This is a genomic window from Nocardia sp. NPDC005978, assembly GCF_040614455.1.
GTDB lineage: Bacteria > Actinomycetota > Actinomycetes > Mycobacteriales > Mycobacteriaceae > Nocardia.
Map to the genome: position 1 here is coordinate 46,506 of NZ_JBEXUS010000032.1, position 13,284 is coordinate 59,789.

The window sequence follows — 13,284 nt, forward strand, 5'->3', positions numbered from 1 at the left end:
GCTGGCAGTAGTGGTGGCCTGGTTCCGTACTCGCGGAGAACAACTGGGCCACGTGTGGCGGCGCTCGCTGCAGTTGCGAGTCGTCGTGTCGACCTTGACCCTGTCGCTGATCGTGATCACGATTCTCGGAGTCGTGCTCACGTCCCGGATCACCGACAGGCTCTTGGACGCGAAGATCAACGCGGCCGTCGAGGAGATGGCCCGTGCGCGAAACACGGTGCAGTCCACGCTCACCGGCGTGCACGATTCCAGCACCCAGCTGGCCCGACTGGAGGATGCCCGCCGCGCCCTGGCCGGTGGCGGCGGCGCCCAATCCGGCGGTGAGGCGGGCAGTTACAACTCCGCGCTGGCCATGGTCGGGGACAGTCAATCCGAGCTGTCGGCCGGGCCGATCCAGGAAATCCCGCCGGAACTGCGACATTTCGTGCAGGAACGGCAGATCAGCTACCAGTTCGCGCCGGTCTCGGATCCGGACGGCTTCCGCGGGCGCGCCCTCATCATCGGCAGCCCCGCCACCGACGTGCCGAGCCTGGAGATCTACCTGATCTTCCCGCTCACCAACGAACAGCGCAGCCTCGACCTCATGCGCGGCACCATGCTCATCGGCGGCATCGTGCTGCTGGTCCTGCTGGCCGCCATCACCGCCCTGGTGACGCGACAGGTGGTGCTGCCCATTCGATCCGCGGCGCGCATCGCCTCGCGCTTCGCGGACGGCCGCCTCAAGGAACGCATGCTGGTGCGCGGCGAGGACGACATGGCCAGGCTCGCCATGTCGTTCAACGAGATGGCCGAGAGTCTGTCCAACCAGATCACCCAACTGGAAGAGTTCGGAAATCTGCAGCGCCGCTTCACCTCCGACGTCAGCCATGAGCTGCGCACGCCGCTGACCACGGTCCGCATGGCCGCCGATCTCATCCACGGCTCCAGCGACGACCTGGATCCCGCGCTCGCGCGCTCGGCCGAACTGCTGGTGAACGAACTCGATCGCTTCGAGGGCCTGCTCAACGATCTGCTCGAAATCTCCAGGCACGACGCGGGTGTGGCCGAACTCCAGGTGGAATCGCTGGACGTGCGCATGTGCGCGCGGGCCGCGGTGTCCACGGTGCGGCATCTGGCCAAGGAGTCCGGCGTCGAACTCGTCGTCGACATGCCCGAGGAACCCCTTGTCGCGGAAGTGGATCCGCGCCGCGTGGAACGTGTGCTGCGCAATCTGCTCGCCAACGCCATCGACCACAGCGAGGGCAAACCCGTCCTGATGCGCATGCGCGGGGACACCGACGCCAACGCGGTCGCCATCGTGGTGCGCGACCAGGGCGTGGGCCTGCGCCCGGGCGAGGAGAAGCTGGTGTTCAACCGCTTCTGGCGCTCGGACCCCTCCCGTATGCGGCGTTCGGGCGGCACCGGTCTGGGCCTGTCCATCAGCGTGGAGGACGCGAACCTGCACGAGGGCAAGCTCGAAGCCTGGGGCGAGATGGGCGTCGGCGCGAGCTTCCGGCTCACCCTGCCGCTGGTGCGCACCAAGAAACTCGGTTCGAGCCCGCTGCCGCTGGAACCGCCCAAGCTGCGCGGCGGCATCACCGCCGAACAGCTCGCCCTCGACATCGGCACGGTGGATTCCGACGCCGCGCCCGACGCCGGTCCGGCCGCAACGGGTTTCGGGGCGGCTGCGGCCGGGGAGGCCGCCGACTCCGGCCGCATCCTGCGCTCGGTGCCCGAATCCGATTCCGGCGCATCGGGTTCGGACGGTGCGGAAACCGGTTCGGGCCGCATCACCCCGATCCCGCTGTTCGTGCCGTCGGGCGAGGGACTTTCTGCCCTACCCGAGACCGGGCCCGATCCGACAGGCTCCGAACCGGAATCCGAAGACGCCGCCGCCGAACACCCCGCTGCCGAGGACTCCGCCGCCGAAAGCCCTGCCGCCGAGAACGACGCCGGAGAAGGCGACCCCGGCGGCGCGAGCCCGGACAGCAACGGCGCGGGCGGCGCCGGACCGGACGAGAAACCCGATGGCACAGTGCTCGCCGACTCAGGAGACGGACGGCAATGAGGAAAGGCAGCAACTCGCGCTTGGTGCGGGCGCTGCTGGTGCTGGGCTGTCTGCTCAGCGCCACCGCGTGCGCGAATCTGCCCGACTCCTCGGCGCCGCAGGCGCTGGGCACCCTGGAACGGCAGCCGACCAGCGCCGAGCTGCAGCCGCCGATCTCCGGGCGCGAACCCGATCAGCTGCTGCGCGATTTCCTGCAGGCCACCGCCGATCCCACCAATCGGCATCAGGCCGCCCGCCAATTCCTCTCGCCCGCGGCCAATGTCCGCTGGGACGACGCCGCCGGCACCACCATCGTGGACCGGCCCGACACCCTGCGCGAATCGCGGACCGCGGACACCGCCACCTACGTCATCCGCGCCCGCAAGATCGGCGAGCTGGCGCCGGACGGCTCCTACCGCACCAGCGACGGCACCCTGGAGAACAAGGTCGAACTGATCAAGGTCGACGGCGAATGGCGGGTGGACGATCTGCCGTCGGGCGTCATCGTGGAGCAGACCGCCTTCGCCAAGTCCTACAAGCGGTACTCGCTGTTCTTCCCCAATCTGGCCGGGGCCGCGATGGTTCCGGACCTGCGCTGGATCTCCACCCGCAAGGATCAGCTGCCGCAGAAGCTGCTCGGGCTGCTCGCCGAGGGTCCGCAGGAGGCGCTCGCGCCCGCGGTGCGCAATCCGCTGTCCGGGCCGGTGACCCTGCGCGGACCCATCACCAGCGCCGGCGGTGACACCGACGGCATCGGTGTCGGCGGCGGCGGGGTGCAGATCGACTTCGCCGGGGCGGGCGCGCTGGACCCGAAAGCCAAGGAGCTCTTGGCGACCCAGGTCGTGCTGACCCTGGCCGGGGCCGAGGTGCTCGGCCCGTACATGCTGCTGGCCGACGGCAAGGCCCTCGACGAGCGCTACGCCACCACCGGATGGACCCGCGCCGACGTCGACGTCCTGGGCCCGGAAGCGGTGGCGCACAACCGCGCCGGGCTGCACGCGGTACGCGACGGCTCCCTGGTCGCGGTGACCGACAACGGCATCGCGCCCGCACCCGGTTTCTTCGGCACCACGCACACCCTCGAGGCGGTGGCGCTGTCCCTGGACGGCGGACTGGTCGCCGCGGTCGCCAAATCCGGCCGCCCCGAGCCGGAACCGGGCCGCACGCTCATCTTCGGCACCTACGACGGACAGGGTTTCCCGGTCGCCACCGGCGGCACCTTCACCCGTCCGAGCTGGCCCGCGGACGGCAGCTCGGCCTGGACGGTGGTCGACGGCGAACGGGTCATCCGCGCGGTGCACGACCGCGCGACCGGCAACGTGTCGGTGCAGGACGTGGACATCAGCGACCTGACCGCGCCGGTGGCCAACTCCAGCGCGCAGTCCCCGCGCGGGCCGATCACCGAGTTGCGGATCTCGCCCTCGGGGGCGCGCGCGGCCATCATCGCCAACGGCAAGGTGTACGTCGCGGTCGTGGTGCCCCAGCCCGGGGGCAAGTTCCGGCTGTCCTCGCCGCTGCCGCTGGCCGTCGGTCTGAGCACCGCGGCGGTGTCGATCGACTGGCAGTCCGACGAACGCGTCATCGTGACGCGAGAGGGCAACGTGGACCCCGTTGCGGCCGTGCTGGTGGACGGCTCCGGGTACCAGCCGCAGACCACCCAGAACCTGACCCCGCCGGTGCGCGTGGTGGTCGCGACCCCGAACAACGAGTACGTGGCCGATTCGCGTGCGGTGCTGGAGCTGACCCGCAATCCCGAAGGCGGCGAGTACTACTGGCGCGAAGTTCCGGGTCTGGGCGGCAATGCGGTCCCGGTGCTGCCCGGCTAGGCGCACACTGGATCGATGGGGGCGTTCTTCGCGAGCGCGATCGATCTGATGCTGCCGCGCGCCTGCGGCGGGTGCGGAACACCGGGCACCGACTGGTGCGCGGACTGCGCCGCGGCGCTGTCCGGTCCGCCGATCCGGGTGCGCCCGCGCGCCGATCCCCGGGTGCCGTGCTGGGCGCTGGCGCCCTATCGCGGTGCGCCCCGGCGCGCGGTGCTGGCCGCCAAGGAACAGCATCGGGCCGATCTGGCGGGGCCGCTGGGGTTCGCCTTGGCCAGGGGGCTGGATACTTTGCGCGATCGCGCGCGACCGCTTATTTTGGTCCCCGCGCCCACCCGGGCCGGAGCGGCCCGCCGGCGCGGCGGTGACCCGGTGACGGGTGCCGCGTTCGTCGCGGCGAGTTGGCTATCCGATTGCCGACCGGTACGAATGTTGCGGCTGCGGGCCGGTGTGCGCGATTCGGTCGGATTGGGCCGCGGCGACCGCCAGCACAATCTGCGCGGGCGAATCATAGTGGCTCCCGGCCGCCCGAATCAGGCCCGATTTCCGGCAAATGCCGAGGTAGTGCTGATCGATGACGTGTTGACCACCGGTGCCACAGTGACGGAATCGGTCCGTGCGCTCACTGCGGCCGGAGTGACGGTTCGTGCCGCGCTGGTTACCTGCCACGCTTGATTCTTCGAAATTTGCGTGAACACTGGCGGACAGGTCGCTGGCGAACTAGCGTGGCGATCAGACACCCGAACCGCACGTTTGGAGGTGGCGCCTCGGACCATATGTGCCGAGCGATTTCGATCGGCACACGTTTCAATCCCGCCGCACGAGCGGCTTTGTGCGGCCAGATCCGGGAGGTACGCGTGACGACTTCTTCACGACCTTCAGCGAAGTCCGCGGTCACTTCGGTGCTGCTGGAAGACGCTCTCGAACCCGAAGACAAGACGGCCCCCGCCCAGCAGGCGGAGATCGTCGTCAAGGGACGAACACTCGGTGAGGGCGGAGTGCCCGATCATTTCCGAGTTCATGTGGCGGACAAGCTTTCTCGCTTGGAGCGCTTCGATCCGACCATCTATCTCTTCGATGTGGAACTCACCCACGAACCCAACCGTCGTCAACGCAAGAATTGCCAGCGAATCGAGATAACCGCTCGCGGCAAGGGTCCGGTCGTCCGGGCCGAAGCCTGCGCGGACAGTTTCTACGCCGCCCTGGAACTGGCGGTCGAGAGGCTGGAGGGCCGCTTACGCCGGCTCAAGGATCGTCGTCGCGTTCATCATGGGGACAAGACACCCATCTCGGTGTCTCAGGCGACCGCCGGTCTGATCGATGATTCGCTGTTCGTGTCGTCGAACGGGTCGTCCGACGCACACGATCACGCGCCCGAGGATCTGGACGGCGAGAACGCCGGTCCTGGTCATGTCGTGCGCACCAAGACCCATCCCGCGATCCCCATGACGGTCGACGACGCCCTCTACCAGATGGAGCTCGTCGGTCACGATTTCTTCCTGTTCCAGGACAAGGAGACCGACCGACCGTCGGTCGTCTACCGTCGCCACGCGTTCGATTACGGCATCATCCGTCTCGCGTAACCGGTAGCCCTCGTCAGTTCGTTCCTTCCTCCGGGGCTCGACCGGGCCCCGGCTTCATCTTTCGCCTCCCCGCGGCCGTCGCAGGTCGTGGGGAGACCCCGCAATCGATGTTCGCCGGCGGGGAATCAGCGTCGTACGGGCGCATTCGGGGCGGCGCATTTTCCTGTTACGAGGTGTATCGCTTTCTTTCTTACCTCGCGGTAAGTTTGATGGCCAGGCATTCTCGAAGGGAAATCACCATGGCTTCCAAGGGCGCTCGCCGTGCCGTCATCGTCTCCGGCGTTCGGACCCCGTTCGTGCGGGCATTCGGGGACTTCACCCGGATGGACTCCATCGACCTGGCCGACATCGCGGTCGCCGGGTTGCTCGAGCGCAGTGGGCTGGACAAGGCCGCCGTGCAGGCCATCGTGTGGGGCGGGGTGATCCTGCCCAGCGGTGCGCCCAACATCGCGCGCGAGATCGCGCTGGATCTCCAGCTCGATCCCGGGTGCGAGGGCTACACCGTCACGCGCGCGTGCGCCTCGGGCCTGCAGGCCGTGACCTCGGCCGCGGCCGCCATCGAGCGCGGCGAGTACGACATCATGATCGCCGGCGGCAGCGATTCCACCAGCAACGCCGAGGTGAAGCTCCCGCAGAAGATGGTGCACGCGGCCGCGCCCCTGGCCCTGGGCAAGCCCAAGGCCAAGGACTACCTGGCCGCCGCCGCGCAGCTCGCGCCCTTCTACGACCTGGTGCCGCGCCGGCCCAAGATCGAGGAGCGCACCACCGGCGAGGTCATGGGTGAGAGCGCCGAGAAGATGGCGCGCATCCACGGCATCTCGCGCGCCGCGCAGGACGAGTTCGCCGCGCGCTCGCACCAACGCGCCGCCGCGGCCATCGACTCCGGCCGTTTCGCCGACGAGGTGCTGTCGGTGACCACCCCCGAGGGCAAGGTCGTCGATCGCGACGGCTTGGTGCGCCCCGGCACCAGCGTCGAGAAACTCGCTTCTCTCGCACCGGTTTTCGCCAAGGGCGGCACCGTCACCGCGGGCAACGCGAGCCCGCTCACCGACGGCGCGTCCGCAGTCCTGCTGATGAGCGAGGAGAAGGCCCGCGCCCTCGGCCTCACCCCCCTCGCGGCCTTCCGCTCCTGGAGCTACGTCAGCGTCGATCCCCGCGACCAGGTCCTGATCGGCCCCGCGATCTCGATGCCGCGCGCCCTGGACAAGGCCGGCCTGTCCCTGGCCGACGTCGACCTGGTCGACATCCACGAGGCGTTCGCCGCCCAGACCCTCTCGGTGGTGACGGCCCTGGCCAGCGACGAGTGGGCCAAGACCCGCCTGGACCGCGACACCGCCGTCGGCGAGATCGACCCCGCGCAGCTCAACGTGCACGGCGGCTCGGTCTCCCTCGGCCACCCCTTCGGCGCGACCGGCGCCCGCATGGTGACGACGATGGCGAACGAGCTACACCGCACCGGCAAGTCGACCGCCCTGCTCGGCATCTGCGCGGCAGGCGGCATCGGCGCGTCGGCGGTCCTGGAACGCGTCTGACCCGGCCCGGTCGCCCCATCCCGCACGCGCGACCGGGGCGACCCGCCGCGCCACCGAACGGACTCATCACGCATCGGCCCGACGGCTGCCGACGGACGATACGAGCCGAGGCCGCGGCGAGATGCCGAACGAGGCCGGCGGCACAGCCCGAGGGCCGCGCCGCGTCGTCGGCGACCGAGATCACCGTCTCGGCGGCGGACACAACCGGCAAGACGAGTGACGGAAGCCGAGAACATCTCCGATATCCATGCGCCGAGGGGGCCGGGTTGCGCAGCGGGACAGGTCGATACGGCCGCGGCGGCAGGCAGCCCTTCTCATCGGCGCAGGGCTGCCCGGAACGCGCCGGTGCGGAGCGCGGGCTTCGGGGACGGGCGTTCAGGCGTCGCGGTCGGTGAAACGCTCCCAGTGGACGGCGGACTCCAGGGGGCGGCGGGTGCGCCAGCCGAAGCGTTCCAGGTCGGGGACCTCCTGGAACTTCTCGACCGGGCCGACGCAGAGCCAGGCGACCGGTTTCACGTGGTCGGGCAGGTTCAGCAGGTCGGCCAGGACCGGGGTGTCGTAGAAGCTGACCCAGCCGACGCCTACGTTCTCGGCGGTCGCGGCGAGCCAGAGGTTCTGGATCGCGAGGATCGTGGAGTAGATGCCGGTCTCGGGGACGCTCGCGCGGCCCAGCACGTGGGTGCCGCCGCGAGACTGGTTGTGGGTGACCACGATCCCGGTGCCGGACTCGGTGATGCCTTCGATCTTGATGGGGTCGAAGGTGTCCGCGCGGTCGGCGGGCAGGCCCGCGTGGAACTCGCGGCGCTTGTCGGCGACGTGGTCGGCGAACTTGGTCAGCATCGCCGGGTCACGGATGACGGTGAAGTCCCAGGGCATGGAATTGCCGACGCTGGGTGCGCGATGGGCGGCATCGAGGATGCGCAGCAGGGTGTCGTCGTCCACGACTTCGCCGGTGAACTCCGCGCGCACATCGCGGCGCAGGCGAATGGCGTCGTAGACGCTGGGACATTCCACGGGGGCAATCGGACCTTCGGAACACACGGCCCCCAGTGAACCAGGCGCACCCGCCCCCGTGTCCGGCACCCCGCGGGGCCCGCCGCGATGGCGAATCACCGCCGGCGCAGCCCCTCGGCCGCCGCCGCTGTCTCCGCCCGGTGCTCCCCCCCGGATGTGGTTTGCTCGGGGGAGTGCTTCGTGGTGGTCGATGTCGGCGAGATGTCGCGGCCGCACAGCCGCCCCGGCTGCCTCCGCCCGCCTTCACCTTCCGTCGCTTGATCACGCGTACGCAGTCGACAGTGCCCCCGCCGTCACGGCGGGGGCACTGTCGAAGGCTTTGTGGCGAGCCGGAATCCGGCTCAGCCGACGAGCGCGGGTTCCTTGCGGGTGATGCGGCGCTTGCCGGCGGCCAGCGCGGTGCGCAGGCCCGAGCGGCGGCCGGTCGACGGATCGATGGTGGCCACGCCGCCGAACGCCTTCTCCGACTTGGTTTCCGGCGCGTCGTGGGTGCTGCGGCTCAGGTACTTGTTGGGCAGCGACAGCTTCATGATGGTGCGCCACGACTTGAAGTACTGCACCGGCAGCGAACCGCTGGTGTACGGCAGGTCGTACTTGTCGCACATGGCGCGCACGCGAACCGCGATGGACGCCAGGCGGTTCGAGGGTAGGTCGGGGAACAGGTGGTGCTCGATCTGATGGCTCAGGTTGCCGGACATGAAGTGCAGCAGCTTGCCGCCGTCGATGTTCGCGCTGCCCAGCATCTGGCGCAGGTACCACTCGCCCTGGGTCTCGGTGAGCACGTCGTGCTTGGTGAACTTCTCGGCGCCGTCGGGGAAGTGGCCGCAGAAGATGACCGCGTTGGTCCACACGTTGCGAATCACGTTGGCGGCCAGGTTCGCGGTCAGCGTGCCGAAGAACGCGGGACCGGTCAGCAGCGGGAACAGCAGGTAGTCCTTGCCCGCCTGCTTGCCGATCTTCTTGAGCACCAGGGTGCGGTCGGCCTCGAACTGCTTCCACTCGGGGGAGTCCTTGGCCCACTTCTTCTTCGCGACCTTGCCGAGCTCCAGATGCTGGATGGCGACGCCGTATTCGAAGAAGCTCTGCAGCAGCAGGTTGTACAGCGGCTGCCCGAGATAGAAGGGGGACCAGCGTTGATCGCGGGTGACGCGCAGCAGGCCGTAGCCGATGTCGTCGTCCATGCCGAGCACGTTGGTGTACTTGTGGTGCAGGAAGTTATGGGTGATCTTCCAGTGCTCCGAGGGCCCGGCGTTGTCCCATTCCCATGAGGTGGAGTGGATTTCCGGGTCGTTCATCCAATCCCATTGCCCGTGCATGACATTGTGGCCGATCTCCATATTCTCGATGATCTTGGCCGCGCCGAGCAGGGCCGCGCCGGTGAACCAGGCGGGCGGGAAAAGACTGAAGAAAAGCACACCGCGCCCGCTGATTTCGAGGGCGCGCTGCAGGCGGATGACATTGCGGATATAGCGGGCGTCGTGTTCACCCCGGGAAGATTCGATTTCGCGGCGGATGGCGTCGAGCTCTGCGCCGATAGCTTCGACATCTTCCGGGGTGAGGTGTGCGTATTCCTTGACATCCGATATCGCCATACGGCCTACGATACCGTAGGTTACGGCTCCGTAGGTTACGAGCTCTTGAATCCCGAACGTGTCGAATACCGCATTGTATTCGACACTTCGCTCTGCTATGCGTTGCGGCGCAGGAACTTCGGGAGGATGTGCTTGCGCCCGGCCTTCTCGCGCAGCAGCGCCTTCTCGGCCCGGGCCTTTTCCTGCAGCGACGCCTTCGCCTCGCGCAGGATCTGCTTTTCGTGCTGCGCCTTCTCTTTCAGCGCAACCTTGGCTTCCTGCATGGCCGAGCGCAGCCCGCGCCGCTGACCCGTCACCGGGTCGATGCCGGTGAAATGATGCTCGGCCAGCCATTCACTGGCCTCGTTCGGAATCGAGGGCATGGACGGCATCGCCGGCATATGTGGCATATGCGGCAGCGACGGCAGGGTGACGCCGACGAACTTGCGTTCGGACGAGGTCTCCGGCGCATCGTCGGACGTCCGCTTCAGCCACTTGTCCGGCAGCGCCAGTTTGTGAATGGTGCGGAACGCCAACAGGTATTGCTTGCCCAGCGAGCCGGTGGTGTACGGCAGGTCGTACTTGTCGCAGAGATCCTTGACCTTCACCGAGACCTCGGCATACCGATTACTCGGAATGTCCGGGAACAGATGATGTTCGATCTGGAAGCTGAGGTTGCCGCTCATGAACGCCATGGCCGGCCCCGCCTCGAAATTGGCGCTGCCCAGCATCTGCCGCAGGTACCACTCGCCCTGGGTCTCGTTCTCGAACTGCTCCTCGGTGAACTTCTCCGCGCCGTCCGGGAAATGGCCGCAGAAGATCACCGCGTAGGCCCACAGGTTGCGGACCAGATTGGCGGTGGCGTTCGCCTTGAGGGTCGACTTCCACGCCGGACCGGTGAGGGCCGGGTAGATGACGAAATCCTTGACGACCTGTTTACCGGCCTTGCGCAGGAAGTCCTTGTCCGGCTCGGTCCACTTCTGCCCGGCCACGCCCAGCTGCTCTTTGACGGCGGCGAGATCGTGCAGCGCGATGCCCCATTCGAACAGCGCGGCGAGCACCAGATTGCCCACGGGCTGAAAGAGATTGATGGGCTTCCACTCTTCGTCGCGGGTCATGCGCAGAATGCCGAAGCCCACATCGTCATCCATGCCGACGATGTTGGTATAGGTGTGATGCGAGTAGTTGTGCGCGCGTTTCCACTGCGCGGAGGTGCCCGTCATGTCCCACTCCCACGAGGTGGAGTGGATCTCCGGGTCGTTCATCCAATCCCATTGCCCGTGGCTGATGTTGTGCCCGAGCTCCATGTTCTCGATGATCTTGGCCACCGAGAGCAGGGCGGTGCCGCCGAGCCAGGCCCAGCGATTCTTGGATGCGAAGAGGGTGGCGCGACCCGCCGCTTCCAGCACGCGCTGGGCGGCGATGGTGCGCCGGATGTATTTGGCATCGCGCTCGCCTAGCGATTGCTCCACATTCCGGCGAATGGTGTCGAGTTCCTGTCCCAGGGTCTCGATATCGGCCGCCGTGAGATGGGAGAACGCCTTGATGTCGGTGATGGCCACCGGCGGGTCCTTCCGTATTTCGAATTACGCCGCTGTACGGCGCGGGTTCGCTCCGAGCCGGGCGCGAACCGTGTCGACTGCCATCGAGGGTATCCGGTCCCGGGCTCGGGTGCCGCAAGCGGTTACCGCGTGTGATGCGGTACCGCCCCTCGGTGTGTCACAGGTCGCGCCCAGCATACTGGTCAGACGTCCAGGGTGCAGTCGCCCGCGGCGGCCGAGATGCAGGTCTGCACCTTGTCGCCGGCGCGATGCTCGTTGCCATTGCGCAGATCGCGCACATGACCGTCGGTCACGGTGACCACGCAGGTCTGGCAGATGCCCATGCGGCAGCCGAACGGCATCTGCACGCCCGCGCCCTCACCGGCCTGCAGCAGCGTGGTCGCGCCGTCCACCTCGACCGCGCGGCCGGTGCGGCCGAAGGTGACGGTGCCGCCCTCGCCGGTCGCCGAACGCGCGATCTCGAACCGCTCCACGTGCAGCCGCTCCGGGATTTCGGCTGCCTCCCAATGCTTTTCGATCTCATCGAGCATGCCCGCCGGACCGCATGCCCAGGTGTCGCGCTCGCGCCAGTCCGGCACCTTCGCATCGAGTTCGGCGAGCGAGAACTTGCCGTGCTCGCCCGTGAAGTGCTGGTACGAATGGAAACTCGGATGCCGGTCGTGCAGGCCGCGCAGATCCGCGGCGAACATGACGTCCTCGGGCGTGCGCGCGGAATGCACGTGCACCACGTCCGGCACCACGCCGCGCCGATCCATGGTGCGCAGCATGGCCATCACGGGGGTGATGCCCGAACCCGCGGTCAGGAACAGCGTCTTGGCCGGCGGCGGCTCGGGCAGCACGAAGCCGCCCTGCGGCGCGGCCAGTCGCACGATGCTGCCCACGGCCACGCCGTTGACCAGATGGCTGGACAGGAAACCCTCCGGCATCGCCTTGACGGCGATGGAGATCAGCCGCTTCGACTTGTGCTCGGGATCGGTCCAATCCGGGGGACAGGTCAGCGAATACGACCGCCAGTGCCAGCGCCCGCCCACCAGCACGCCGATGCCGATGTACTGGCCCGGCTCGAACTTGAAATCGAAACCCCAGCCCGGCTTGATCACCAGCGTGACCGAGTCCGCGGTCTCCTTGCGCACCGCCACGATCCGCCCGCGCAGCTCGCGCGCGGACCACAGCGGATTCACCAGATGCAGGTAGTCGTCGGGCAGCAGCGGGGTGGTGACCCGGGCCGCCGCGCCACGCAGCGCGTTCAGCCTGGTGCGTCCCGCGGTGGCGCCTTCGGCGACCGGCGCCTCCAGCCATTCCCGGAGTCCCCGCATGGAGAAACCCGAAGTCTTCGAAGCCATGATCCGGACAATTTCCTGTCGGTCGAGCGCTCGTAGCGCAGTTCGTTCAGATGCGGCCCGAAATCGGAGCCGCTGGCTCTGCGAGTCAGCGTCGTCGCTGCCCGCCCCGGCGCGGCGCGTGCGGTTCCCGAGGACCCTATCGGGCCAGGCTCGGAGCTTCGCCGCACGCTGTCACAGCAAGGTTACGGCATCGTAGGTTACGGTGCCGTCGGCGCTGGGGGAAGAGGTGAGGAACTCCGGATACGAGGGCCGCGACCGCTACAGCAGATCCAGCAGGAACGGCAGTTCCTGGGCCGCGTACCAAGCCAATTGATGATCCTCGGCATCGCCCAGCACGAATTCGGCGTCGGTGTCGCCCATGTCGGCGGCGTCGATCACATCGACGGCCTTGGCGATCTCGGGCTCGGCCTCGGCCAGATCCACGTGCACCGACGCGATGCGGTCGTAGGGGATCGCGGCCACCAGCCGGACCACGGCGTCGTCCAGATCCGGGCGCAGCGTGGCCTCGTCGACGTCGGCGGCGATGACCGCGCGCCGGAAGATCGGGCCGCGCACGGGGGCGGCGGTGTCGTCGCCCGCGCCGTCGGCGTCCAGGCCGTCGAACTCCTCGGTCGCGGCCTGCTGGTCGGCGAGCAGGCGCAGCGAGGCGCGTGCGGCCTCGGCCATGGCGACCTCGGCCAGTTCCTCGTCGTCGCCGGAGGCGTAGGCCTCGCGCAGGGCGGGGGTCACCGCGAAGGCGGTGTCGTTGAGGGCGCGAATCTCACGGTCGGCGACCAGTTCTCGCAGCATCGGCACGGTGGCCGGCACGTACACGCGCAGTTTCTTCGAGA

9 protein-coding genes and 1 pseudogene are annotated in these 13,284 nt (G+C 68.3%); 5 read left to right on the forward strand and 5 right to left on the reverse strand.

The window, feature by feature from the left end; all coding sequences use genetic code 11:
* Positions 1-13: 13 nt before the first annotated feature.
* The 5 genes and pseudogenes from mtrB to ABZ319_RS17035 all read left to right on the forward strand — a co-directional run.
* Positions 14-1,555: pseudogene (mtrB, locus tag ABZ319_RS17015) on the forward strand (MtrAB system histidine kinase MtrB); the annotation flags it as partial.
* A gap of 488 nt (positions 1,556-2,043) precedes the next feature.
* The gene (gene lpqB / locus ABZ319_RS17020; protein WP_354987349.1) at positions 2,044-3,852 is read left to right on the forward strand and encodes an MtrAB system accessory lipoprotein LpqB; all 1,809 of its coding nucleotides are present in this window, start codon (positions 2,044-2,046) and stop codon (positions 3,850-3,852) included.
* A 15-nt stretch (positions 3,853-3,867) separates the two neighbouring features.
* Entirely contained in the window at positions 3,868-4,524 is a 657-nt protein-coding gene (locus ABZ319_RS17025) for a ComF family protein (protein ID WP_354987350.1), read from the forward strand.
* A gap of 227 nt (positions 4,525-4,751) precedes the next feature.
* Positions 4,752-5,432, forward strand: coding sequence for a ribosome-associated translation inhibitor RaiA (gene raiA, locus ABZ319_RS17030; RefSeq protein ID WP_354987351.1), 681 nt, complete (start codon positions 4,752-4,754; stop codon positions 5,430-5,432).
* 239 nt (positions 5,433-5,671) lie between these two features.
* A complete protein-coding gene (locus tag ABZ319_RS17035; RefSeq protein WP_354987352.1) occupies positions 5,672-6,964 on the forward strand; it encodes an acetyl-CoA C-acyltransferase in 1,293 nt (430 codons plus the stop codon).
* Between the two features lie 375 nt (positions 6,965-7,339).
* On the opposite strand, the gene bluB is transcribed toward ABZ319_RS17035, so the two are convergent.
* The 5 genes from bluB to ABZ319_RS17060 all read right to left on the reverse strand — a co-directional run bounded on the left by bluB (position 7,340) and on the right by ABZ319_RS17060 (position 13,243).
* Positions 7,340-7,978 (reverse strand): 5,6-dimethylbenzimidazole synthase, encoded by a 639-nt coding sequence (gene bluB, locus ABZ319_RS17040; protein WP_354987353.1) that lies wholly within the window; start codon positions 7,976-7,978, stop codon positions 7,340-7,342.
* Between the two features lie 341 nt (positions 7,979-8,319).
* Positions 8,320-9,570 carry a fatty acid desaturase gene (locus ABZ319_RS17045; protein ID WP_354987354.1) on the reverse strand — a complete coding sequence of 417 codons (1,251 nt, stop codon included), beginning with the start codon at positions 9,568-9,570 and terminating at the stop codon, positions 8,320-8,322.
* 95 nt (positions 9,571-9,665) lie between these two features.
* Complete coding sequence (locus ABZ319_RS17050; RefSeq protein WP_354987355.1) at positions 9,666-11,111, reverse strand: fatty acid desaturase; 1,446 nt, start codon at positions 11,109-11,111, stop codon at positions 9,666-9,668.
* A 182-nt stretch (positions 11,112-11,293) separates the two neighbouring features.
* Positions 11,294-12,454 carry a ferredoxin reductase gene (locus ABZ319_RS17055; protein WP_354987356.1) on the reverse strand — a complete coding sequence of 387 codons (1,161 nt, stop codon included), beginning with the start codon at positions 12,452-12,454 and terminating at the stop codon, positions 11,294-11,296.
* A gap of 258 nt (positions 12,455-12,712) precedes the next feature.
* Complete coding sequence (locus tag ABZ319_RS17060; protein WP_354987373.1) at positions 12,713-13,243, reverse strand: hypothetical protein; 531 nt, start codon at positions 13,241-13,243, stop codon at positions 12,713-12,715.
* Positions 13,244-13,284: the final 41 nt, after the last annotated feature.

What these genes read in the sequence shown, in the direction of transcription:
- lpqB (WP_354987349.1), top strand. Translation starts at nt 2,044, where the DNA reads ATGAGGAAAGGCAGCAACTCGCGCTTGGTGCGGGCGCTGCTGGTGCTG.
- ABZ319_RS17025 (WP_354987350.1), top strand. Translation starts at nt 3,868, where the DNA reads ATGGGGGCGTTCTTCGCGAGCGCGATCGATCTGATGCTGCCGCGCGCC.
- ABZ319_RS17035 (WP_354987352.1), top strand. Translation starts at nt 5,672, where the DNA reads ATGGCTTCCAAGGGCGCTCGCCGTGCCGTCATCGTCTCCGGCGTTCGG.
- ABZ319_RS17045 (WP_354987354.1), bottom strand. Translation starts at nt 9,570, where the DNA reads ATGGCGATATCGGATGTCAAGGAATACGCACACCTCACCCCGGAAGAT.
- ABZ319_RS17055 (WP_354987356.1), bottom strand. Translation starts at nt 12,454, where the DNA reads ATGGCTTCGAAGACTTCGGGTTTCTCCATGCGGGGACTCCGGGAATGG.
- ABZ319_RS17060 (WP_354987373.1), bottom strand. Translation starts at nt 13,243, where the DNA reads ATGCTGCGAGAACTGGTCGCCGACCGTGAGATTCGCGCCCTCAACGAC.